This window comes from Nostoc sp. (genome assembly GCF_036919675.1).
Classification (GTDB): domain Bacteria; phylum Cyanobacteriota; class Cyanobacteriia; order Cyanobacteriales; family Nostocaceae; genus Nostoc.
Window position 1 is genome coordinate 61244 of record NZ_JBALCP010000082.1, and the last position, 23362, is coordinate 84605.

General features: G+C 43.2%; 28 protein-coding genes and 1 pseudogene. 15 read left to right on the forward strand and 14 right to left on the reverse strand.

Annotated features, from left to right (window positions below):
- Positions 1-389: 389 nt before the first annotated feature.
- Together V7K49_RS18340 and V7K49_RS18345 are read left to right on the forward strand one after the other, a co-directional pair.
- Positions 390-881, forward strand: coding sequence for a PEP-CTERM sorting domain-containing protein (locus tag V7K49_RS18340; protein ID WP_334874807.1), 492 nt, complete (start codon positions 390-392; stop codon positions 879-881).
- A 646-nt stretch (positions 882-1527) separates the two neighbouring features.
- Positions 1528-2730 carry an argininosuccinate synthase gene (locus tag V7K49_RS18345; RefSeq protein WP_335206752.1) on the forward strand — a complete coding sequence of 401 codons (1203 nt, stop codon included), beginning with the start codon at positions 1528-1530 and terminating at the stop codon, positions 2728-2730.
- An 89-nt stretch (positions 2731-2819) separates the two neighbouring features.
- On the opposite strand, the gene V7K49_RS18350 is transcribed toward V7K49_RS18345, so the two are convergent.
- Complete coding sequence (locus V7K49_RS18350) at positions 2820-3452, reverse strand: DedA family protein (protein WP_334874811.1); 633 nt, start codon at positions 3450-3452, stop codon at positions 2820-2822.
- Positions 3453-3939: 487 nt separating this feature from the next.
- Here V7K49_RS18350 and V7K49_RS18355 point away from each other — a divergent pair, with 487 nt between their 5' ends.
- Positions 3940-4290 (forward strand): STAS domain-containing protein, encoded by a 351-nt coding sequence (locus V7K49_RS18355; protein ID WP_335206753.1) that lies wholly within the window; start codon positions 3940-3942, stop codon positions 4288-4290.
- 677 nt (positions 4291-4967) lie between these two features.
- On the opposite strand, the gene V7K49_RS18360 is transcribed toward V7K49_RS18355, so the two are convergent.
- Positions 4968-5528 carry an Npun_F5560 family protein gene (locus tag V7K49_RS18360; RefSeq protein WP_334874813.1) on the reverse strand — a complete coding sequence of 187 codons (561 nt, stop codon included), beginning with the start codon at positions 5526-5528 and terminating at the stop codon, positions 4968-4970.
- Positions 5529-5769: 241 nt separating this feature from the next.
- A complete protein-coding gene (gene rpsF, locus V7K49_RS18365) occupies positions 5770-6120 on the reverse strand; it encodes a 30S ribosomal protein S6 (protein ID WP_335206754.1) in 351 nt (116 codons plus the stop codon).
- A gap of 412 nt (positions 6121-6532) precedes the next feature.
- Here rpsF and V7K49_RS18370 point away from each other — a divergent pair, with 412 nt between their 5' ends.
- The gene (locus V7K49_RS18370; protein ID WP_335206755.1) at positions 6533-7306 is read left to right on the forward strand and encodes a fumarylacetoacetate hydrolase family protein; all 774 of its coding nucleotides are present in this window, start codon (positions 6533-6535) and stop codon (positions 7304-7306) included.
- Between the two features lie 3 nt (positions 7307-7309).
- Here the strand turns inward: V7K49_RS18370 and V7K49_RS18375 are convergent, their stop codons facing one another.
- On the reverse strand, positions 7310-7789 hold the full coding sequence (locus V7K49_RS18375; RefSeq protein ID WP_335206756.1) for a Tic20 family protein: 480 nt from the start codon (positions 7787-7789) through the stop codon (positions 7310-7312).
- Between the two features lie 81 nt (positions 7790-7870).
- On the reverse strand, positions 7871-8068 hold the full coding sequence (locus tag V7K49_RS18380) for a hypothetical protein (protein WP_298906531.1): 198 nt from the start codon (positions 8066-8068) through the stop codon (positions 7871-7873).
- Positions 8069-8668: 600 nt separating this feature from the next.
- Here V7K49_RS18380 and V7K49_RS18385 point away from each other — a divergent pair.
- Positions 8669-11476, forward strand: a complete 2808-nt coding sequence (locus tag V7K49_RS18385) for a hypothetical protein (protein WP_335206757.1) — start codon at positions 8669-8671, stop codon at positions 11474-11476.
- A 192-nt stretch (positions 11477-11668) separates the two neighbouring features.
- Positions 11669-11815 carry a photosystem I reaction center subunit VIII gene (gene psaI, locus V7K49_RS18390; protein WP_273762117.1) on the forward strand — a complete coding sequence of 49 codons (147 nt, stop codon included), beginning with the start codon at positions 11669-11671 and terminating at the stop codon, positions 11813-11815.
- A 333-nt stretch (positions 11816-12148) separates the two neighbouring features.
- On the opposite strand, the gene V7K49_RS18395 is transcribed toward psaI, so the two are convergent.
- The 6 genes from V7K49_RS18395 to V7K49_RS18420 form a co-directional block, all read right to left on the reverse strand.
- Complete coding sequence (locus V7K49_RS18395; protein WP_012411803.1) at positions 12149-12268, reverse strand: photosystem II reaction center protein J; 120 nt, start codon at positions 12266-12268, stop codon at positions 12149-12151.
- Positions 12269-12338: 70 nt separating this feature from the next.
- A complete protein-coding gene (locus V7K49_RS18400) occupies positions 12339-12461 on the reverse strand; it encodes a photosystem II reaction center protein L (RefSeq protein ID WP_094332364.1) in 123 nt (40 codons plus the stop codon).
- 8 nt (positions 12462-12469) lie between these two features.
- The gene (gene psbF / locus V7K49_RS18405; protein ID WP_174708531.1) at positions 12470-12607 is read right to left on the reverse strand and encodes a cytochrome b559 subunit beta; all 138 of its coding nucleotides are present in this window, start codon (positions 12605-12607) and stop codon (positions 12470-12472) included.
- 9 nt (positions 12608-12616) lie between these two features.
- Positions 12617-12865: a cytochrome b559 subunit alpha gene (gene psbE, locus V7K49_RS18410; protein ID WP_273762113.1), complete on the reverse strand. Its 249-nt coding sequence runs from the start codon at positions 12863-12865 to the stop codon at positions 12617-12619.
- A 168-nt stretch (positions 12866-13033) separates the two neighbouring features.
- The gene (locus V7K49_RS18415) at positions 13034-14056 is read right to left on the reverse strand and encodes a photosynthesis system II assembly factor Ycf48 (protein ID WP_334874821.1); all 1023 of its coding nucleotides are present in this window, start codon (positions 14054-14056) and stop codon (positions 13034-13036) included.
- Positions 14057-14812: 756 nt separating this feature from the next.
- Positions 14813-15148 (reverse strand): rubredoxin, encoded by a 336-nt coding sequence (locus tag V7K49_RS18420; protein ID WP_334874823.1) that lies wholly within the window; start codon positions 15146-15148, stop codon positions 14813-14815.
- A gap of 496 nt (positions 15149-15644) precedes the next feature.
- Between V7K49_RS18420 and ndhC the strand changes: the two genes are divergently transcribed.
- From ndhC to V7K49_RS18450, 6 genes are all read left to right on the forward strand, one after another.
- A complete protein-coding gene (ndhC, locus tag V7K49_RS18425) occupies positions 15645-16007 on the forward strand; it encodes a photosynthetic/respiratory NAD(P)H-quinone oxidoreductase subunit C (protein WP_273762108.1) in 363 nt (120 codons plus the stop codon).
- The gene (gene ndhK / locus V7K49_RS18430; protein ID WP_334874825.1) at positions 15998-16735 is read left to right on the forward strand and encodes a photosynthetic/respiratory NAD(P)H-quinone oxidoreductase subunit K; all 738 of its coding nucleotides are present in this window, start codon (positions 15998-16000) and stop codon (positions 16733-16735) included. The genes ndhC and ndhK overlap by 10 nt, the downstream gene beginning before the upstream one ends.
- Complete coding sequence (locus V7K49_RS18435; protein ID WP_335206758.1) at positions 16728-17288, forward strand: NAD(P)H-quinone oxidoreductase subunit J; 561 nt, start codon at positions 16728-16730, stop codon at positions 17286-17288. The genes ndhK and V7K49_RS18435 overlap by 8 nt, the downstream gene beginning before the upstream one ends.
- Before the next feature lie 424 nt (positions 17289-17712).
- Positions 17713-18096 carry a Pepco domain-containing protein gene (locus V7K49_RS18440; protein WP_335206759.1) on the forward strand — a complete coding sequence of 128 codons (384 nt, stop codon included), beginning with the start codon at positions 17713-17715 and terminating at the stop codon, positions 18094-18096.
- Positions 18097-18106: 10 nt separating this feature from the next.
- Entirely contained in the window at positions 18107-20206 is a 2100-nt protein-coding gene (locus V7K49_RS18445; RefSeq protein ID WP_335206761.1) for an SUMF1/EgtB/PvdO family nonheme iron enzyme, read from the forward strand.
- A gap of 198 nt (positions 20207-20404) precedes the next feature.
- Positions 20405-20527 carry an SUMF1/EgtB/PvdO family nonheme iron enzyme gene (locus tag V7K49_RS18450; RefSeq protein WP_269454149.1) on the forward strand — a complete coding sequence of 41 codons (123 nt, stop codon included), beginning with the start codon at positions 20405-20407 and terminating at the stop codon, positions 20525-20527.
- A 219-nt stretch (positions 20528-20746) separates the two neighbouring features.
- Here V7K49_RS18450 and V7K49_RS18455 read toward each other — a convergent pair whose 3' ends face one another.
- From V7K49_RS18455 to V7K49_RS18465, 3 genes and pseudogenes are all read right to left on the reverse strand, one after another.
- Entirely contained in the window at positions 20747-21412 is a 666-nt protein-coding gene (locus tag V7K49_RS18455; protein ID WP_335206762.1) for a Uma2 family endonuclease, read from the reverse strand.
- Between the two features lie 202 nt (positions 21413-21614).
- Positions 21615-21737: pseudogene (locus V7K49_RS34710) on the reverse strand (Uma2 family endonuclease); the annotation flags it as partial.
- Between the two features lie 108 nt (positions 21738-21845).
- The gene (locus tag V7K49_RS18465; protein ID WP_335206763.1) at positions 21846-22214 is read right to left on the reverse strand and encodes a hypothetical protein; all 369 of its coding nucleotides are present in this window, start codon (positions 22212-22214) and stop codon (positions 21846-21848) included.
- Between the two features lie 177 nt (positions 22215-22391).
- Between V7K49_RS18465 and V7K49_RS18470 the strand changes: the two genes are divergently transcribed.
- The 3 genes from V7K49_RS18470 (at position 22392) to V7K49_RS18480 (ending at position 23206) form a co-directional block, all read left to right on the forward strand.
- Positions 22392-22604, forward strand: coding sequence for a hypothetical protein (locus V7K49_RS18470; protein WP_335206764.1), 213 nt, complete (start codon positions 22392-22394; stop codon positions 22602-22604).
- Positions 22605-22889: 285 nt separating this feature from the next.
- A complete protein-coding gene (locus V7K49_RS18475) occupies positions 22890-23048 on the forward strand; it encodes a hypothetical protein (RefSeq protein ID WP_335206765.1) in 159 nt (52 codons plus the stop codon).
- Positions 23049-23050: 2 nt separating this feature from the next.
- Positions 23051-23206 (forward strand): hypothetical protein, encoded by a 156-nt coding sequence (locus V7K49_RS18480; protein ID WP_335206766.1) that lies wholly within the window; start codon positions 23051-23053, stop codon positions 23204-23206.
- The last annotated feature ends 156 nt before the right edge of the window (positions 23207-23362 follow it).

Consider the following 23362-nt stretch of genomic DNA (forward strand, 5'->3'; position numbering starts at 1 on the left):
GACGTGTGTTATACCATTTCACACAAATCTTGATACATATAGATTTCTCGTAAGGGCACAGCAATGCTCATACGTGTCAACTTAAGGCAAAAGCCAGTCTAGAACAAGCTTTTAGAGATTGTCTCATTTATCTCGTTCCCAGTCTCCAACTGGGAATGCCTAATGAGAGGCTCTGCCTCAAGACTAGCGGTAGAGCCGCAATTAAAGAGCATTTCCAGCCTCTGGCTGGAAACGAGGTTTTAAAAGAGTTTTAGCTTAAGTTGACACCAATGAGCAATGCTGTGCCCCTACCAACGTATTTGTATCATTATTAAGGTGAAACGGTATTACACGTCTCTCTCATAAAACTATTTCAGTCTTTTTGTACCTGTTCTTTATCAAGTAAAAAAATGACTGACTCCATCTTTAAGAAATTAGCAGCTGTAACGATGGGAACTGCTCTGATTTTTGCAGCCGGAGAAATTATGCCCGTCCAGGCTGCACAACTGACTTATCATTTCTCTAACACTAATAAAACTCTGACAGGCACTTTTTCGTTTGACCAGGCAGCTGCTGCTGACCAACAAATAACGATCGCAGAAGGTTTAAAGATTTTTGCTACCTACAATGGCCAGTCTTATACTGAAGCAAATGATCCATTAGCGTTAGTTTTAACCGACTCTTCGGGAAAAATTCCTGAAGGACAGGGATTAGGGTTGCAATTTACACCGGGCACTTTTGAAGTTTACAGTGGCAATTTTATTGATCTAAATGATGTTCAGATTATCAGTTACACCAGTGTTCCTGAGCCAAATTTTACCCTTGGGTTATCTGTGTTGGGACTGGGTGTATTATTTGCCAAAAAGCAACTATCTTCTAGGTCATCAAGCACAAAAGCTTGAATCAAGTTATCAAGAATAAAGTGTTACGCAGTTAATTTGCATCTATTTAAAACAGGGTGGATAATTCTACCCTGTTACTAATTTCTTACATTTATAGGACTGATATTTGATTTTTTAAATATACGTAGGGTGCGTTACGCCAAAGGCTTACGCACCACCTCTGATCTAAGTGCCGTACTCTCGCCGATAATACACCCTACATATGAATGTCACTGACTTAAGCTGGATTTAGATCCCCGACTTCTTGAAGAAGTCGGGGATCTGGGCAGCAACTTTTGTTTAAGTAAGTGCCATTGCACCCTACATATACTTAAATTTTTTCAAAAATAAAATCGGATTGCTATACAAAACATGTAATATGTAATACATTGATGATTTAGTCTTATAAAAATTGATATTTTTAAAGTTATATCTAGCTTTCAGGCTGAGATGCTGTACTTCATCTAGTCGCATCTGCTGTATTGATATATAGGCGATCGCTCTATTTGCAAACTTCGATTAGAGTTAACCACAAATTAACCTATACAGATTCTTCTGTCTGAGTTTGCTGACAATCTGCCTATAGGTTGTTGCATAAAGAAAATATACATGGATTAGTTTAGATATAATAATGACTCATTGTTTGTTTTCCTAACTGGAGAAATTAATGGGTCGCGCCAAAAAGGTTGTCCTGGCATATTCTGGCGGAGTCGATACCTCAGTTTGCATCCCCTACCTCAAAAAGGAGTGGGGTGTGGAAGAGGTGATTACCCTAGCAGCAGATTTAGGTCAGGGAGATGAATTAGAGCCAATTCGAGAAAAAGCTCTGAAATCGGGTGCAAGTGAATCCCTAGTGGCGGATGTCAAAGACAGCTTCGTTAAAGATTACGCCTTTGGAGCGATTCAAGCCAACGCCCTCTATGAAAATCGTTATCCTCTAGGAACTGCCCTTGCCCGTCCACTGATCGCTAAGGTATTAGTAGAAACCGCTGAAAAATATGGTGCCGATGCGATCGCTCACGGTTGCACCGGCAAGGGTAACGATCAGGTTCGCTTTGATGTCTCTGTTACCGCCCTCAACCCCAACCTAAAGATCCTCGCACCAGCCAGAGAATGGGGAATGAGCCGTGAAGAAACGATCGCCTATGGGGAAAAGTTTGGTATCCCCTCACCGGTCAAAAAATCCTCTCCCTACAGCATTGACAAGAATTTGCTCGGTCGTAGCATTGAAGCTGGTTTACTCGAAGATCCGTCATTTGAGCCACCAGAAGAAATTTATGAGATGACCAAAGCGATCGCCCACACTCCCAATGAGCCTGAGTATATCGAAATTGGTTTCCACGGTGGTATTCCCACAACCCTCAATGGCATAGCTAAAAAGCCAGTTGAGCTAATTGAACAACTCAATCAGGTGGTAGGAAATCACGGTATCGGGCGGATCGATATGATTGAAAACCGTTTGGTGGGGATCAAATCGCGGGAAATCTACGAATCACCCGCGATGTTGGTGCTAATTCAGGCACATAGGGATTTAGAAAGCTTGACTTTAACGGCAGATGTCACCCATTACAAACGTGGGATTGAAGAAACTTACAGCCAAATTGTTTACAACGGTCTCTGGTACAGTCCACTCAAAGTTGCACTGGATGCCTTTATTCAAAAGACACAAGAACGAGTCTCTGGAACTGTGCGAGTGAAGTTGTTTAAGGGCAACTCTACGATAGTTGGGCGTTTGAGCGATAATTCCCTCTATACTCCTGATTTGGCAACCTACGGAGCCGAAGACCAATTTGACCACAAAGCTGCTGAAGGCTTTATCTACGTTTGGGGACTACCAACTCGCATTTGGTCGCAGCAAGTTAGGGGTTAGGGGTTAGGAGTTAGGAGTTAGGAGTTAAAAATGCAAAATACAAGAAGTGAAAGTTAAATGAAATAACTTTTCACTTTATTTCTCACTCCTCACTCCTCACTCCTCACTTCCTTAACTTGGCGAGACTCTAGCCACAGGGGCACAACAATTAAGGCAGCGAGGATTAGTAACGCTGCGATCGCAAATTGACCCACCCAAGCAACCAATTGTTCTAAAGAGACAATTTTGCCCGCAAAAAAAGCTAATGTCACCATCAAACTAGCCCAAGCAACTGCTCCTAACAAGTTGTATAAAAAGAATTTTCCAAAGGGCATTTCGGCTATACCAGCTAGTGGTGCAGCAAAAACTCGCAACAACGCCAAAAAACGTCCAAAAAATACTGCTTTAGCAGCATTTTGACTAAATTGATCTTTAATAGTCAGCAGCCGCACTTCCGAAATCCGAAGTATGCTACCAACTTTTACCAGAAAAGGCCAACCGCTAACTCTACCAATCCAATAACCACAAGTGCCACCAATGACAGCACCCATAATCGCGTCACCGAGAACTAGCCAGAAATTTAGTTCATTACTGCCAGCTAGAAATCCGCCCACTATGGTCACGGTTTCACCAGGAAGAGGAATGCCTAAATTTTCTAGCAAAATTCCCAAAAAAATTGCCCAATACCCGTATATGTGGGCGACTTTCTGGATGTTTTCTAGTGAAATCAACTCTAAAGACATCCTGCACCGCCGGCTTTACAAATTTTTACTTTTATTATATCTTTGCTTGTTTTTGAGCGGGGTGTCAATCAAACCGCTATATAGAGTCATTTAGTCATTAATTTAATTCTGAATTAACCATAGTTTATAGTCTATGATAACGATTAACTTTTGACTATTAACTATGCCATTTTTATAACTAAATACCACAATTTCATATTTTTTTTTTAAAAATTAAAAAATTCATAAAAAATTTATAAATATCTAGTTAAATTATAAAAATATTGTAAAAGATACGGTTGATACCGAAATTGTTAGGCGGTTATGCCTATATTGATGAAAGTTATCACAAATTATACGGCATGAATACTGAAGTAATCTCTCTCAACTGGACGACTGCAATTGCCCAAATATCTGGGTAAAACAGTAATTTTGCGGTTGAAAGAGAAAAGGTATTGATGTTTTTTTTCAATTTTTTGTCAAGTGTTCCAACTACCCTATTAAATTCATGACTCTTACACAAGAACTTCAAGTGATTTTGTTTAAACCCCAAGGAAGCATAGATTTGGAAGGCGGTAAGGCTTTGAGTCAACAGATGGCTGGAGTAGTACCTCAAGCTGATCAACTCTGGGTTATTGACCTAGTAGAAGTTAATTTCATGGATAGTTCTGGGTTAGTCCCTTTAGTAAAAGGATTGAAAGCTGCACGTCAGAGTGGTTGCCGCTTGGTTTTATGCAATGTGCAAGCTCCTGTACGGCTAATTTTTGAACTTACCCACCTAGATTCAGTGTTTGAAATTTTTCACACTTACGAAGACATTTTTACTGACGAAAATAATAATCTGGTACTAGCACGCTAACTAATAAATCTACCTTTAGAAGGATGGTAGAGTCAATCAATATTTGCATTTTTTCACATTTACCCAAATATCCTCAGCGAATTTTAGATTTTAAATTTTGGATTTTGGATTGAAGATTCAAAATCCAAAATTTAAAAAGGTCTGAGAGTAAGCGAATTAGAATGCGAGAATAATTCTATTATCCAAAATCTCAAATTAATTGACAAGCAAGTAACTTGATTACTGGGGTCAATCTAAAATCTAAAATCTAAAATCCAAAATTGATTGACATCCTTAAAGATAACAGTCTGGTGCTAGCAGGCTGATTTTTTATTTTATCTAGATAAGAAATGTTGAGCAAAACTTATGGCTTTGAGCTATATAGAATCAATGACAGATGAATGAATTTACTTCTTGTCCGCCAATCGACCTAAGACATGTCTAGTAATAAATGACCAAAATCGGTCAAAGCAAATGCAATTGCTTGTGATCCTCCCCAGCTTCTGCAAATTACTCTGAGCTAATTGTTCTATGTCCAACGCAACCAGTACAAGGAAGCAGGAGGTAAGAAAGGTTAGAATATCAGCCTTTGCGTTATTTCTAACTCTATAGTTATTTTTGCCTGTACTACTTGGATGTCTCCAAGATTCTTTGCCGCGCCAATTTCTTACCTCTTCTATTCCACCATAATCGTAACTTTAGGCATTCTGGGGAGTAGAAATGTTAGTTTCTTCGGATGCTGGGCGGGGAAAATTTGGCAAATCAATGCCGCTGTGACTAGCATTGCGAGTTTTGAGTGCTAAACGGTAACTCACACTTTGCAGTTCTGCTTGTAGTTGGCGGTTTTCCCGTTGAAGCATTGCTACTTTTTCTCTGACTGGCGTCATCCGTTCCTCAAACTTGCGACGGTAAATTTGAGGCAACTCTTGTACTACTTGCTCCAACATCCGAGTGCGATCGGTGAGTTCTTGAACTGACTGTCGCAATTGGTAAATTTCGGAGTCACGAGTTGTAATTTGCTCTTGGTAGAACGCCACCTGCTGCTCCACAGCTTGGAGTTGTTCTTGCAAAGCCTGTAACTGGGCCAGATCGCGCTCAACCTCCGGCTGCTGGGGCATAAAACTAGTGTTACCCTTTACTAGCCGGAAGAGTTCTTGAGATAGTTGTTGCACTAATTGATCACGAAGTTGCAACTCTTGGCGTAGCTGCGATACTTCAGTAGAGAGAACTTGAATATTGGGTGTATCAGATTGGCTCACAGTAGCTTACATCTCCCATTCAGAATCTTGTCCACTCTTAGGTATAACTGCGGGAGTACTACCTTTGGCAAGTATTTGTTAATTTAGCATTCCCAGACAAGTCACAAAAAAAGAAAAAAACAAAATTTTACTGAATGGGATTGGGTGTGGAGCACTTGTACTGAACGAAGCCGAAGTATTGGGCATTGGTTTCTCCCACTCCCCCTGCTTCTGTGCTCTGCTGTTCCCTACTCCCTACTCCTTAGACCGTTGCAGCCACTTTAGCGGGCTTTTCCTTTTCCTCTTTAGGGAGTTTTTCCTCTGCGATATCCTGCTTAATTGTCAAATAGCGAATCACTTCTTCACTCAAACGCATGGCACGTTCAAAGGGGGCGATCGCAGTTGCAGGTGCAGTGTAGTTTAACTGGATGTAGATGCCATCACGGTGTTTTTTGATTTCATAAGCGAGGCGACGCTTACCACGATTTTGAATTTGGATATCCTCCGCACCTTGGTCGCGAAGCAAATTCTGATATTTAGTAATTGCTTGCTCTATCAGTTCGTCTCCCAGGTCAGGACGAAGGATGTACATTGTTTCGTAAGTTGTAGTCATATTTTTGAGTCTCCTCATGGACAAAAACGGCTGCCGATATTTATTTATACTTAATATTTATTTTTAATACCAGTATTAATCAACATCTGAAGCAACAAGGAACTATAATCTTACCAGTTTTCAATTTGAATCATTAGCCAAATCGCCAAGGTTTGGATTTTTTGGATGTCCTTAATGAAAACTCGGTTGGGAGACGATCCCGATATTTCTTTAGGAAGTAAGAATCCAATTTGCTGGCGATCGCCAGCAAATTGATCAAGCTATCAGCTTCGCCAACGGGTATATTTCCCTAAAAGCATCTATAGCGATCGCTTTCAGGTTCAAGGCTGAATCGGTTCACTAAAAAGCTAACTGAGGATTGCTACCCGCTCACAGTAACAAAAAAGCAGATAAAAGGATATTCATCAAGGTTATGGCGCAGCGTTATGTGCGAATTCAAAATCAAGAAGGACAAATTTACTATGGGATACTACAACTATCCCTGAATGTGCAGGTGCTAGATGCTCCGCCCTGGTTACAAGGACAATCCACTGATTTAACTTTGACACCAGAAGATTACCAAATTCTGGCTCCCTGCGCTCCCTCAAAAATTGTGGCGGTGGGTAAGAATTATGCAGATCATGCAGCGGAAATGGGAACTCCAGTACCTTCTGAGCCACTAATCTTTCTCAAGCCACCTACGTCTATCATCCCATCTGAGAGGGAAATTAAGTATCCTCCTCAGTCACAAAGAGTTGACTACGAAGGAGAGTTAGCATTAGTGATTGGCGATTACGCCTATGAATGTACACCAGAGGTAGCCCAAACCAAAATTTGGGGCTACACCATCGCCAATGACGTAACAGCGCGAGATTTACAAAAACAGGATGGTCAATGGACACGAGCCAAAGGTTTTGATACTTTCTGTCCCTTGGGTCCTTGGATTGTGCGGGAATTAAATCCAGGAGCGAGATTGCAGACTTTTGTGAATGACGACGCCAATCCAGTCCAATCTGCCTGTATCAATCAGATGGTCTTTTCCCCGGATGTTCTAGTTTCCTATATCAGTCAGGTTATGACGCTACTACCCGGTGATTTGGTGCTTACAGGTACACCAGAGGGTGTAAATCCATTGCATCCAGGCGATCGCGTCCGCGTAGAAATTGAAGGTATTGGTCGCCTAGAAAACACCGTAGCCGTCCGTTAACTCCTAACGCACTTGCATATACACTGCATCGGAAATCGCTGGAATTTCCGCATAACGTCCGCTCAACGACTGGATGACTGAATATCCAACTGCTGCCACTATCCCTAAAAAGATGGTGTTGGCTACTGTTTCTATTGCAAAGCCAGTACCAGGAACCTTTCCTAAAGCTCCCACCAGTATGGAACACAAAAATATAACTATGTCCAGAAGAATTGCCTGCATTGTGTTGAAACGAATGAAGTGATTGATTTTTTCGTTTCTTACCACCAATAGGAACAACGCAAAAAACACAATTATTTGTCCAAATTGTCCTAAACTACCGTAAATTATTAACACTGGTTGCAGTGGTAAAAGCAGGACTTTTAGTGCTGGAAACTGATTCAACAAAAATTTGCCAAAAACTAAACCATCAATTAGGGGCAGCAAATAAGGCAAGGAAGCAAAAATCCGATCTGAAACCGTTGTAGACCCGCGCCAAGACATTATGCGTTCTCCTGTGGTGAAATTTCTATAGTTACTTGAGCTTAGGATAACGCAGTTACTTGGTCTTGCTGGCAAATTCAACTATTCTATATGGGCGATGCGAAAGCCCATCATACACTCGTACTGGTCTGGCTGCTGTTGAGTAAGTTTGCGAATGGCTTGACCACAGCGCAGTTTACCCCCACGCCAACGGGGTTGACCGCTCCCGTCAGCAAGTAAACAAGACTGGCAAACTTGCTCAGGGGCAAGGATTTGCTCGTCCATTAAAATGACTAGCATCGAATCCCTCCTGTAAATCCTCATTGTCACCCACATTTCTACTCAGGGGAGGACACACTTTGTAGCGGTTTGAACCGCTTCAGGTAGGTTGGGCGCGTTTTACAAAGTGGTTTGTTGTGATTGGCGATGGCGCTTTGCACCCGGCGTGGGCGATCGCAGAGGACACTTAAGAGGCACATCCTAGCTCTTGATAGCAAAAATGTGGGCAATCACAATTCAAGAAAAATTATCAAGTGAATATTAATTTATTGTATGTTGTGTCTATTGCAAATTAGACATTTTAGTAAAAAATAATACAAAAATATTCGTACAAGGTTGAGCAGAGACAACCAACGGTATTCATTGCATTCCTGTTTATTTAGCACTGGAGAGCGTCAAAGTTAATATTCAGGAAACAACAAAAGCTTTGTGCACAAGCAACACGACGAACCATTGAAATTCCCTTGATGCGACTAGTTAAAGTGCGAGAACTCAAGTAAGTAAAACTAAGTTAACTTGATAGCCATTTAAGTGATGCATTTACAAATTACTGAGGTAAACTTGCAAGCAAGGTAATACACAATATTACTAAGCGACTCGTCGGTCTGAACATCACTTACAATGGAACACTGGCAATTTCTGATACAGAAACAAGGCGCTCGCTCGTGGCATATCCTAGAATCGCCAAATTTGCAAATTTTGGAAGGGCATTATAGAGTTTTAGCTCGTTCTAACCTTCCGAATACAGACGTGGAAGTGCGGGTAACTCACTCTTCAACCCATGAAGTTCAACCAAAGCAGCGAATTTTCAAGCGATCGCGTCGCACTAATTCAGAAGGCTTAATGGCGCTAATTCCCTTTACCTACTTCGCTCCGGGAGTTTGGGAGTTGCGCTGTAGCGGCGATTTGATGTCGGATTTGCTGGGTAAATCTTGGCAATACAGTGTCCAACTTCAAGTCTTGTCCCAGGAAGAAGAGGGGAAGCAGGGGGAGAATGTAGAATCAAATTCACCTGATCACCCAGATCCTGTTTCTGAAAACTTGGAATCCACTGCCCCAGTAAAATCCGCAGTTACGTTAGATAAAGCGATCGCTATTTCCACAGAACTGGCAATTGCTACAGACAATAACCCCACTAGCATTGTTCTGCCAGAAGGGAACTTGGAATCTACTGTCCCACCAGAATCTGCAATTACGCTAGATAAAGCGATCGCTGTCTCCACAGAAGTAGCAATTACTACAGACAGTAACCTTAGTACCACTGTTCTGCTAGATGAAAGGGAAGAAGATATAGTTAGCGATGAGCCTGTGAGTCCTGTGTGGCTCAAAGGTGAAACGGTAGAGCAGATTTTACAAAATTTAATAGATTTAGCTTTACCCACCTCTGAACCCCTGCCCAAAGATGAAAAGGCTACAGATTCTCCAGCAACACAACCACCGCCACCATTACTGCTAACTTTAGGTGAGGATACTTACATTGCTCGTTGGGGACAAGCTCTTACAATCAATGGACATATAGAACTCAAAGAAAAGACAAATCTAGATCAGGTTGAAACATTATCCCCACAAAGCCTGCGGGCGCTTGAACTAGGAATTGAACTGCGATCGCCCAATAACTCAAAAATCTTCACCCAGGTACGGCAACCCTTACCAGACCAGGAGTTGCCCTTCACGATCAATACCTCAATTGATATTCCTGCTGACTGTGAATCTAAGTTAATTTTGGCAGATATCAGTTTGTATGGTAGATTCGCCGATGCTGCTCAAGTCATCCGGTTAGCCAGCCAGTCGTTCACCATTACAGCAGATGTAACAGAATTACTGGCAATCACAGCCGCAGCAAAATCTAGTACATCCTTAAAAAATCACCCCATAGCACCATCTGACTCGTCTGCTGGTTTCACGGAGCCGGAAACCGCTGTGAGGAGTGATTTGAAACTATTCAATCTGGTCAAGATTCCAAAAACAGACCAGTCTCAGATCCTTAATCCATCCCCAAATACACCCCTACCACCGCAAATTAACCTGCAAGTTCTGCGAGAAGCCACCCTGCGGACATCTAACTTAAACAATTCAGCCACTTCGCCTCAATTGCCGAAATTGCCACCTGTTCAAACCGATGTTAACCCTGTCACAGATGTTGTTGCAGAATCCCCTACACAGGAGGAGCTTTTAGAAAAGGATGCTCCTATAGCTGCCATCAACTTGGAGCAGTTGGTCATCAAGCAACGTCGAATGCCAATACTTGACGCTACTTTTCCATACTTGAGACGGCTACAAGCTTTGCCGGGTGATGCAGAAGAAGTAAAAAACAATGTCCCCCCAGATGCATTGGAAGTTCAAGCGGCTGAAGACTTTACGCAGTTGGAGGCAATTACAGCTGAAGATGAAAATACACCTGAATTAATGGTGGGTGATGCACAATTCCAGGAAGAATCTGTTGCTGTACTAGAAGCCCAGCCAAATGCACAATTCCAGGAAGAATCTGTTGCTGTACTAGAAGCCCAGCCAAATGCAGAATTGATTAAAACAGGTAACCTTTACTCATCTCCCCTGCTCAGAAAGTGGATGCACAGCCAAGGATACTCTTTGCCTGAATCCATCAATGATCTGGAACCTGAAGACTACAATAACTATGTTCCAGCCCAGCAGACCCAGCTTTCTCTTAGTGCTGAAACTCCCAATGTTGATGTCAACTTGCCGTTAAGCCTGGATGCTGACACAGAGACATCGGAAGAAGCCCAAGAGGCGGTTTTTGATCTTGGGAACTTTGGGGAAGATGTAGACACTGCAAAGGAAACTGATCTAGAGACAAGGGAAAATACGCTAGGAGAAAAAGTATCTGAACCAACACTCTCAATGGCTCTGGTAAGACAACTACCGCCCCCTCCTCCTCCGATAAAAATAAATATAGCGTCAGCTTGGTTGGCGCAAGAAATCGTTGTAGATGATATATATAGTGAACTGGAAACCGATGCGAAGAAGAATTACTCTTTTGAAGAACAGAAGCAACCACCGTTAGGTTTATCCCCTTCTCTACCCATAACTGCGGCAGCCATTGAGCCTTTGCCAATTCCCCAACTGCATGTGCCAGAAGGCGAACTAATCGCCGGCAAATATATCATAGTGCGCGTAGTACTGCCGGAAGTACCTCCGCAAATGGTTGTCAAGTTATGGGTTGAAGATTATCAAACTCGCTGGTTACTAGATGGCCCCCATTTATTGACAAATTTACTACCTAATGCATTGGGAGCGTTGGAAGTGATGACCCTATTAAACATTCCCTTTGGCTGTTTGGAAATTCGCTTAGAAGCGATCGCACTTGATCTGACAACCCAACAGGAGAGTCACAAAGTTACAATAGTGCGAACTGTGATTCCTCCAGACTTACCAAACTTGCAGCAGCTAGATGAGCTTTTGGGTATGTGATAGCCAGGAGCGAGTAACTTAGGAATCAGCAGGATCAGGGGGACAAGGAGGATAAAGAAAGAGTTTTTCCACTTAAGAGTCCCCATCTGCCAATATTGGCTGTGTTAAAAATATGAAAGAATTTCAAAAATCTGGCAGAATTTGCAGTAAGCTCATTTTGAATTGTAGTGTGATTTGATAGGAACCTTTACTATGGCAGCTTATTTTTTGCCTTCTATCTTGGCTAGTACTTCCTACTTGCCCTCTATCTTCATTCCCATAATTGGTTGGGTTTTGCCAGGTGTGGTCTTCGCGTTTCTATTTTTATACATCGAAAGCGACGATATCAGCGATATTTAACTGATGTAGTCATTAAGAGCCACTGCGTTGCTCTGGTTTCCAGAGTTGTACCCCTGCTCAAAAGCCAGCTAGCAAGAGCGTCTCACGCCACTTGTTACAACTCTTGTCACCACAGCGCAGTCGCTCCTCTTCTCCCAAAGGGAGAAGCAAGTGGCGTTCATTAGTCAAGTTTTCGGACAAGCGAGAGTTATCAATTCTGTCGGATACGTTTCTAGACTATTGACCAAAATTAATACCGCCCATCTCTATGAGACAGGCGGTTTTTTTAATGTTGATTTCTCAACAAATGCTAGAAAATCCTAGCTTATAGTGTTCGGTTCAAACTAACTAATGTTAAATCGAAGAACCAAGTCCGGCGTAGGCACCATAAAAGAAAATGCCCAGGACTGTAATTATACCTAAACCTGCGATCGTAGCGACGACCCACAGGGGAATTCTCCCACTTCCAGACATAGCTTCTCTCCTCCCTTAACAACAAATCAACACAGGTTCAATAAACAAAGATTAACAACAGTAGTCCCAGTTAGTTAAAGAAGTAACTGGAAAACAGAATCCCCAGAACGAAAACTAGTAGTAGTCCCAAGTATAGGGAAGTCCGGTTTAGTTCAACTGGCTGATTATTGGGATTGGGCGATCTTTCGGCCATAATTGCTCCTAACGGTGAATAAATTGCATTGCAGCGATCGCGCCTAAAAAGAATACAGTTGGCACACCTAAAGTGTGAACTGCCAGCCATCTAACGGTAAAAATTGGGTAGGTAACTGGTTGATTGATGTTATTGCTGCTAGTCATGATCTCAAACTACTTTCCGATAAATTGTTCAACTTGTTTTTTAGCTTCAAAACGGTTCTTCACAATTGGCACTTCTTGCCGCGTTGGTGTGAAATACTCATTGGGACGAGGTGTGCCAAAAGCATCATAAGCCAGCCCAGTTTGCACAAATAGCCAACCCGCAATAAACAATGCCGGGATGGTGATGCTATGAATTACCCAGTAACGAACGCTAGTAATGATGTCCGAAAACGGACGTTCTCCAGTGGTACCTGACATTAGATCCCTACCTTTACATAGAGTGTTATTGAGTTTATTATCCTACAAAGTTAAGAAAGAGTTACAAGTTGCAACGTTCTTCTCAGAAATTGGGCATTGGGAGATCACAAGTGAGAGACTTCGCCAATAATTCTTCCTTGTCCCCTTGTCCCCACTCCCTCTTACTCACTAAGCCGCCTCTGCTGGGGAAGTTGTTTCAGGGTTTGGTAAATATTTGAGCAAAACGCCGCGATCGCCAATTATAAATCCCCGTTCTGGCTCTAAGAACACTATCTTATACAAATTAGCAGCAACTTCTTCCACTGCACGGTCTTTTTCCCACGTTTTGCCACCGTCGCCACTCCGTAGCAAATTACCGCTACCGCCACCTATCCAAATTTCATTGGGTGTGCGATATGCCAAATCCAGTAAACCCCAACTGGTGGATACCTCTGGATATTTTGCCTTTTCCCACTCTTCAGGTTTAGTTGGGTCACTAAATTGAATTTGGCCTCCCCTAGCTAGTAACCACAATTGCCCATTGTCAGTAAAACCCATGTTTTCTAGCCGCCGAGAATTATTGCGGTTATGGGGTACCCAAGCATCTTGTCCTGGTTCCCAAGTCGAGTAGAAACTACCCTTAGCGGAAACTGCAATATATTTACCATCAGTAGAACGTTCCAAGTTACGTACTACACCTACTGCTGATTCTACCTGGGCTTTCCAGTTTTTGCCGCCATCTGTGGTCTTATATATTGCTCCGACATCAGTAGCCATTTCAGCTGTCTTGTCTGCCAGTGCCTTAATTGTGATCGGGCTACCTGGTAGCTTTTCACTCAGTGGAATACGTGACCAAGAACCACCTTCATCGGTAGTGTGCAGCAACAGTCCAGGCTCTCCGGCAATCCAGCCTTCTTTACCTGCAAAACTTACTGAGTCAAAGCGATACTTTTGCTCATCCAGTTGCAATATTATCGGTTTCCAGGTATTACCACCGTCATTGGTTTCTAACAGGGTAGCATTGCTACCTACTAAGTAGCCATGCTCAGGGTTATTAGTAAAAGCAATATCCAGTAGATTCGAGTCTGTTGGCACAGAAATGATTTTCCAAGGGTTGTAGCTAACAGAGGGGATTTTGCTACAACCTATGCACATGAGGAATACTATTAACAAGGCAGCTATTCGTTGCCAACTTTTTACAATTGAATGCATCAGGATCTCTTATTTGTTTCTAAATTTCTGTAGCTGTTCTCTAAAAGGTTTACTTTATACCAATTTTGGATTTTAGACTTCGGCTTACCTCGACTTCGCTCGGTACAAGTCGCTCAGTCGAATGATTTTGGATTTTGGTGAAGCAGTGCGGTCTTCTCCCTACAGCCCTTCTCAAGACAGGAGACGCTCTTGCGTTCGGGCATCCTACGGCAGGCGTTAGCCTCTGGCAATGTGAGAAGGCTTTACGCTGCTAAAGCGTAAAGCCTTCTTTTCGAGAGGCTGCGCTAACGCTTAGAGCAAGTCCGCGTACTCCTACGGGAATCTTGCTAGCAAGGCGTCTCGTAGAGAGCATCTGGGGGTTTCCACGCCACTTGACGGCAGTTGCTTCTCCCTACAGCCCTTCCCTAACGGGACGCCTTGCGGCGAACGGGCATACTACGGCAGGCGCTAGCCTCTCCCTTTGGGAGAAGGGGAGACGCGCAAGGGACAAGTCGGGAAACCGCAAGGGCGCACTGCCTCCTTTATGCCGGAGAACCCGTCCACCGCAGTGGCTCTCCATGAGCGACTGCACCAAGCCGAGGGATTAAAAGTCCTTATTAAAAGGCGTTCCAAGAATCCCAAAAATATACTTTATTGCCAATTTGGCACTGAGGGACGTAGCCGCTCTACGGAACTAGTATAACGGCACATCTATGTGATTTTAATTACAGAAATAAACTCACTGTCACCTGTTCCCTATTATCGAGATAACGGCTGTCATTGTAAGCCGTAGAGACTAATAAAAAACAAGAAGCCCAGAGCCAAAGCGCCAAAAATTAGGATATTCTTTTGGGCTGGCGTTAGGGTATTGACACCCAAACCGTAACCGAGATTTTCTTTGAAGCCGGATGCAGTACCCGCAGGGCCAATGTTGGCAAAAGCGGTCTTTTTCGCAGTACAAACTGGACAGCGCCAACTTATAGGCAGTTCTGCAAAAAGTGTCCCTGAAGGAATATCATGCTCGTCGTCTCCCTTTTCGGGTTCGTAAACATAACCGCAGGCGCGACACTCGTAGCGGTCTAACACAGGAGTATCAACAGCTGGTTCGCTCATGGCTAAGGCCTCGCAGAGGAGAAATCTTAAATATACGTTAAAAATTATGACATAATTGTTAGACTTTTCTATCACTATCAAAAGCGAATTAAATAAGCTGTTGTGCGTCTATTTGCCAGATTTCAGAAAAATCAAACAGATATAATGTAAAAGAAAGTAACGTAATTCAAGGGATTGGGCATGGGGCATGGGGCATGGGGCATGGGAAAGAAAAGTTCTTTGTCTCCCTACTCCAAAGTCCCTATAGCGATGTCTTACGACAAGCCGCTTTGCGTCTACGCTCGTGTGTATGCAATACACTCTGACATCACTTGCATTCTTCTCTCCTTTTAGGAGAAAGGCTTTGATGCTTGTTCCCCTTCCCTACAAGGGTTGGGGCTGGGGGTTAGGTTTATATTGAACTCAATCCAGAAGCGCTCTAGTCCCTAATCTCTAGTTGTCAGTACCCAATCTCCAGTCACTACTTAAAATACTCCATAAGCGGTAGATACTCATTGTGTTTGTCCTCAGCGGTTACGAGTACCTTCTAGGCTTTTTCATCATCTGTAGCCTAGTGCCTGCCTTAGCGCTCTCAGCATCCAAGCTCCTACGACCCAGTGGTTACAGCCCAGAACGGCACACTACCTATGAATCTGGTATGGAACCCATCGGGGGAGCCTGGATTCAGTTCAACATCCGTTACTACATGTTTGCTCTGGTCTTCGTGATCTTTGATGTGGAGACTGTATTCTTGTATCCTTGGGCGGTAGCTTTCCACCGTTTGGGGCTATTAGCATTTATTGAAGCGCTAGTCTTTATTGCAATTCTTGTAGTCGCCTTAGTTTACGCATGGCGTAAAGGAGCTTTGGAATGGTCTTGAATTCTAACTTAACAACCCAGGACAAAGAGCGAATCATCAACCCCATTGAGCGGACTAATGTCACTCAAGACCTTTCAGAAAACGTCATTTTGACGACGGTTGATGATCTCTACGACTGGGCGCGGCTTTCTAGTCTGTGGCCGTTGCTGTTTGGTACTGCTTGCTGCTTTATTGAGTTTGCAGCTTTAATTGGTTCCCGATTTGACTTTGACCGTTTTGGACTAATTCCCCGTTCTAGCCCCCGCCAAGCCGATTTAATTATTACGGCAGGGACTATTACGATGAAGATGGCTCCCCAACTGGTTCGTCTTTATGAACAAATGCCAGAGCCAAAGTATGTAATTGCGATGGGAGCTTGCACAATTACTGGCGGGATGTTCAGCGTTGATTCCCCCACAGCAGTGCGTGGAGTCGATAAACTGATTCCTGTGGATGTGTATTTGCCTGGTTGTCCTCCCCGTCCAGAAGCAATTATCGACGCAATCATTAAGCTGCGGAAGAAAATCGCCAATGAATCGATGCAAGAGCGGTATAAAATTAAGCAAACCCACCGCTACTACAGCACGACTCATAATTTGAAGCCAGTAGAGGAAATCTTAACTGGTAAGTATTTGCAGTCAGAAACTCGCTCTGCACCACCGAAGGAATTGGCGGAAGCGATCGGTATGCCAATACCACCTGCACTGCTGACAGCAAAGGCACAAAAGGAGGAACAAACCCGTGGCTGAAGAAGAATCTAAACCAGTACCAGCAGACGAAGAAGAGTCTAAAGCAGTAGCAGCAGCCAAAGAAGAGTCATTGGTACAAGCCGGTAAAGTTTCCCAGTGGTTAACGGAAAATGGCTTTGACCATGAGTTTTTAGCACCAGACAAGAATGGTGTAGAGATAATTAAAGTGGGGGCAGATTTCTTGCTTCCCACTGCTACAGCCCTTTATGCCTACGGGTTTAATTATCTCCAGTTTCAAGGTGGTGTTGACCTTGGGGCAGGACAGGAATTGGTAAGTGTGTATCACTTGACTAAAGTCGGTGATAATAGCGATCGCCCCGAAGAAGTCCGCGTGAAGGTGTTCTTACCACGGGAAAACCCCGTAGTGCCTTCTGTGTACTGGATTTGGAAGACGGCAGATTGGCAAGAGCGCGAGTCTTACGATATGTTGGGCATTGTCTACGAAGGACACCCAAATCTCAAGCGGATTTTGATGCCGGAAGATTGGGTAGGTTGGCCTTTGCGGAAGGATTATATCTCGCCTGATTTCTATGAATTGCAGGACGCTTATTAGATAGTGCTGAATAGAGACGCGATTCATCGCGTCTGTACAAAATAGTGCTGGGTTTCGATAGTGATTAACCCCTTTCCGGTGGCGGAGAGGGGTTATGTTTTTGGTGTTTCATGTCAAGTTGGTTGACAAAATTTGCTGTAATTGGAGGCAATACGGTTCGGTTAAGGTTTTTTGATGAAAATTTTAGATCGCTAAAGATGCAATAAATCATCACAAAAACGCGATAAATCGCCGTCAAGATGAAAAACTGATTATTGTAGAGACGGCGATTCATCGCGTCTCTTGTCTAGGGAAACGCAGAGGTTCGCAAAGCAGGGAGAAGTAGGATAGAGATATTCAGTGAGATTTCCTAGTAATCGGAATCGCTATCTCTACCGTTGTATCTGTATTTATGGGAAAATTTCATGTAAATATTTAAAGTAATATGTCAGAAACACCTCAAGACGGCATTTGGATTGTGACCGATGAAACGCCGCAAATATCGATTCCTGACGGTGCTAAAGGCGGGAGTACTAATACACGCAGTTGGGGAGACGAAACTATCAGGGAAAACACTGGTAGCAAAGGGGTAGGAGATGCCGTTAAGGTTAGCGCTCAAAAATTAGAGCAAAATATGACTCACTTTCTCAAAATAGTGGGAAGTTTGTTTAATCAAGCTGAACAGCAAGCAAAAGTTAACTCCAGAATGCAGCTAGATGAAATTGAGCTATCGGTGGAAATTAGTGCAGAAGGAGAAGTTAAATTAATTGGCAGTGGTGCCAAAGCTGAGAGTAAAGGAGCGATTAAGCTGAAGTTTAAGCGCCAATAAGCACAGTGAAATGGCAAAAAATTGGGCGATCGCGATCGGAATTAACCAGTATGATTATCTGCAACCGCTAAACTATGCCAAGCGGGATGCACTGTTAATGCAAGAGTTTCTAAGCAATGAAGCAGGTTTTGAGCGGATATTCTTCTTCTCTGATGACTCCCCTGAACTTGCTGGAAAATCGACTCGCCCAACCCGCACTAACTTGCTGCGAGTCTTGCGGCAGTTATTTGACAATCCCTTTATGGGAGCAGGGGATAATTTCTGGTTTTTCTTCAGTGGTCATGGGATAAGATACGCTGACCGTGATTATCTCATGCCCTGTGATGGCGATCCAGAAGATATTGAAAGTACGGCAATTGCGATTAACTTTGTGACTGAACGCCTGCGTCGCTGCGGTGCTGATAATGTTGTCTTGATTCTGGATGCTTGTCGCAATGAAGGTAAAAAAACAGGTGAAGGAATTGGGCGACAAACCGCAGAAGAAGCACGTCAACAAGGAGTTATCAGTATTTTTTCTTGTATTCCCCAAGAGTATTCTTATGAAATTGAAGCTTTACAACAAGGTGCTTTTACCACTGCGTTACTAGAAGGATTAGGAATTCAAGGTAAATGCGCTACTATTGAACGATTGGATCAATATCTCAAGTTTCGCGTGCCTGAACTGGTTCGCCAGTATAAGAATACAAGGCAAACGCCTTATCTTATTGCTGAACCTGTGAATAAATCCCACCTAATACTTGTGCCACGATATGCAACTCTAGCGGATATCGCCATGTTGAAAAATGATGCTTACCAAGCAGAAGTAAACGGGAATTTAGATTTAGCAGAGCAATTATGGATTCGGGTATTAGCAGCCGCTTCAGGGCAAGATATGGATGCAGTGAGAGGTTTACAAAGAATTGAGCGGTTGCGAAATAGTTCTGAAAATCTTGATTTACCTCAGCAAACAATTCCACAACCATCTAAGTCAGTTACAAATACACCTATAAGTAAACCTCCTCAAATTCCAACTCCCAAATTAACCTCACCATCCCCTGTTACAAATACTCAGACTTCTGGTGCAGAACAATTTGCAACACCTTCAACGCCATCAAAAAAACTAATATTACCTAACTGGTCACGGCGAAGGGTGATAACTGTTGGGTTTGCGGGTGCTGGGTTGGGTTTGGCAATTGTAGTACCTCGTATCTGGCGGTCTGATTCAGGAGAAACGACACCAGCAAGTACACCAGCAAGTACACCAGAAATAACAAGAGTTCCTAGTAACCCGAACCCGTTTGACGTTTCCTCCAATAGCTTAAAAACCTTTCCTTTTGAAACGGTGACTGTCAATGCACAGGGAAATATCACCAACCGCCGTAAACAGGAAGCGAAATACTTTGTTGAAAACTTAGGGAATGGTGTCACCTTGGAAATGGTGCAGATACCAGGGGGAACCTTTATGATGGGTTCACCGGAAGGAGAAGCAGAAAGATATAAAGATGAAAGTCCACAACATCAGGTAAAAGTATCTGGGTTCTTCATGGGTAAATATGAAATCACCCAGGCGCAATATCAAGCAATTATGGGTAGTAACCCTTCTAGTTTCAAAGGTGAGAAACGACCTGTAGAAACAGTTAGTTGGGATGATGCAGTAGAATTTTGTAAAAAGTTGAGTCATAAAAAAGGAAAAACCTATCGACTACCCAGCGAAGCCGAATGGGAATATGCTTGCCGTGCTGGAACCAAAACCCCATTTTATTTTGGTGAAACGATTACCACAGATTTAGTTAACTACGACGGTAACGCTCCTTACGGCTCTGCACCAAAGGGCGAATATCGTCAAAAAACAATAGATGTAGGAAAATTTCCGCCTAACTCTTTCGGTTTATACGATATACATGGTAATGTATGGGAATGGTGTCTAGATGTATATAATGACAATTACCAGGGTGCACCAAAAGATGGTAGTGTGTGGATGACTGGTAAAGATAATAACAAAAATCTGCTGCGTGGCGGTAGTTGGATATACAATGCCATGCATTGCCGTTCTGCCGTTCGCGCTGGGTACGCGCGCGCGTTTCTTGACCACAATGTTGGTTTTCGCGTGGTGGCGGTGGCTGTGGCGTGAGGATTCCCTTGCCCTTTGCACTCTTCCCCTTTTGCCCTCTGCAGTTCTTGTTCTTTACCCTTCTTCACTCTCCGCCGTAGGCGGTTACAAAATTTTTCAAGAAATTGTGTCTTGATATCAAAACTATTATACACTACATTTAATCAAATTTCTCACTTTGTTTGAGAATTTGAGGATGGGGCAGGTCGATTTTAGCTGCTGCGTGGCGGTAGTTGGATCAACAACGCTAGGAATTGCCGTTCTGCCAATCGCAATAGGAACGCGCGCGCGAATCGTAACAACAATGTTGGTTTTCGCGTGGTGGCGGTGGCTGTGGCGTGAGTACTCCCCATTGTCAGAGTTGATAAGTGGGAATTTATCGAGCGTACACCAGGGAGTCCAGACCTGAACCAGCGAGGAAGGCGACAACCTCCGAATATAAAACCGAGTCGGATAGCTTGGTAGGTTGCAAAACCGAACAGTTGTTCGACTCAATTAATTATGCAAGATTTAAAAGAAATGTGGACTATCTTTAAAATCATCAATCAAGTAGGGTCGTGACTACGTTAGGAGACCTCCAGCTTGAAAAATCTGCTGGGCGGTTAAGTTCAATTCAGGGAAAGTAAGCGAGACGATGCAAGCGCTACCTCTAAATTGAGTAACTTGGTACTCATCATCAATTAATTGATAAATGGATATAGTAGGCAGTTTAGGATTGCCAATAAACTTTCTAGCGCCACAAGCCGCGTAATCTATAATCCAATATTCAGGAATACCTATAGCTTCATAATCAGCTAATTTTTTGTAGTAATCATCCCGCCAATTAGTGAGGCAGTGCGTTGGACGGGTTTCCCGGCTTGAAGCAACTGCCGTACTAACAACTTCAATAACCAATGGAATAGATGCAGCTTGAGATACAGTTGATTCCTTTTTCCATAAAGGCTCATTCACTAAATTTGGTCGATTGATTATTAATATGTCTGGTGAATAAGCTGATTCCCCTTCAAGTGGTTTGACTAATACAGTTTTTGGAATGAAGTAGGGAAGTTTTAGTCGCCCAATGTCGATGGATATATTTAGCGCCAAAAAACCCACAACATCTTCATGATCTCCCACAGGTTGTGCCATTTCAACAATCACGCCATCATGTAATTCGTATCTTCCGCCCTCAGGCCGCCACGCTGCAAAATGCTCAAAAGTTACTAGTTCGGGTATAGCTTGAGTCATAAATTGTTACCTTGGCTTTTATGTTGTTTTAATTCGCACTCAGCATTAAAAAAATTACTCTAATAACTAGCCAAATATAGATGCCACGCTCAGATTTAACTCATTAGCAAAAGATGGAACAGGAAGTTTTTGCTGTGGTTCATCAAATACCTCTGGTTGCTGCTTGGGAAGATAAACAAACACTGTTTGCTCATTTGGGTCAATGCTTACCCTGTGGCATTGGTTTCTGGATGATTTGTCCATCAATATATTCGCTAGCAGGTTCTGTTTCTGGTAGCTTGAGAAACTCATCTAAAGTTATCGATTTAGATGGGGTTTGTAGCATTAGGGCTTTCTTGTAAAAAAGAGTTTGATTAGCTTTATATTAATTTTAATGGTGCGTTGACCTTGGTGACAACGCACCATTATCTAAAGAAACAGCGAGTCAAAACAATCACTTCACAGATGTCACTGTTTGGTTTACCACTAGACGTGCTTTTTTACGGTCTGACCTGCGCGTTCCACCAGCCATCTCATACTCATCACTATTTTTGCCATAGCGAGATGCAACATTCAACAGCATCTGCTCAGAATAAGTATTTAACTCACGTTCTACTTCTATTAATGCATTGTGTGTCTTATCTACTATTGTTTGTGCTTGATTATAAGCGGCTAGCTTTTCTCGTAATTCAATGACTCTAGTGTTGTAAGTAGCAATTGAAAACCCATTACTAAAGTCTAACTCAGGGTTAATTGTCTGCATTCCTTCAATCCGTCGTTCAGCTTTGGTCAGTGCTATGGAGTTTCGTTTGCGTTGCGTCATATAGTTTTCCTGTTTGAATTAATTTATAAATAACCCCAATCTTATACACTGAGTTATTTATATATCATCAAAATACGCAATAAGCAGATGCAGCAGCCACAGTGAAGTTACAGAATTTTAAGAGCATTGGATGGCATTAGGCAATTAGATAGATGCGGGTATATTTGCTGAAATTCGTTGAGAAAAGCTGGTTTAGAAGTCGCAAAAGCTGGTTTAGAAGTCGCAAAAGCTAGTTTAGAAGTCGCAAAAGCTGGTTTAGAAGTCGCAAAAGCTGGTTTAGAAGTCGCAAAAGCTGGTTTAGAAGTCGCAAAAGCTGGTTTAGAAGTCGCAAAAGCTGGTTTAGAAGTCGCAAAAGCTGGTTTGATGAAAGTTGTTCAAATAATTCCATAACGCTTAATTAGCTCAACAGAACAACCCCACGGATAAATCCGTGGGGTTGCGACTATTACCGCAAGGCGGAATTAAAATAATGCTTTTTAGCACCGTGTGCAACTTTCTTTCAAACCTAACCTCCAGCCTCTTCCGTTGGAGCAAGAATCAAAGCCTCGCTCGCGGTGTACACACAAGTCGAATTACCCCCCTTAATCCCCCCTTGGAAAGGGGGGAAAGAAGAAATTCAGTTCCCTGCCGTTTGCAAGGCGATCGCAGGCGGGTTGTGGGTGTCGTTTCCAGCTAGTGATCGGCAAACAAGAAATTCAGTTCCCTGCCGTTTGCAAGGCGATCGCAGGCGGGTTGTGGGTGTGGTTTCCAGCTAGTGATCGGGAAACAAGAAATCCAGTTCCTTCCCGTTTGCAAGGCGATCGCAGCCGGGTTGTGGGTGTCGTTTCCAGCTAGTGATGGGAAAACAAGAAATTCAGTTCCCTGCCGTTTGCAAGGCGATCGCAGCCGGGTTGTGGGTGTCATTTCCAGCTAGTGATCGGCAAACAAGAAATCCAGTTCCCTGCCGTTTGCAAGGCGATCGCAGCCGGGTTGTAGGTGTCATTTCCAGCTAGTGATCGGCAAACAAGAAATCCAGTTCCCTCACGTTTGCAAGGCGATCGCAGCCGGGTTGTGGGTGTCATTTCCAGCTAGTGATCGGCAAACAAGAAATCCAGTTCCCTCACGTTTGCAAGGCGATCGCAGCCGGGTTGTGGGTGTCGTTTCCAGCT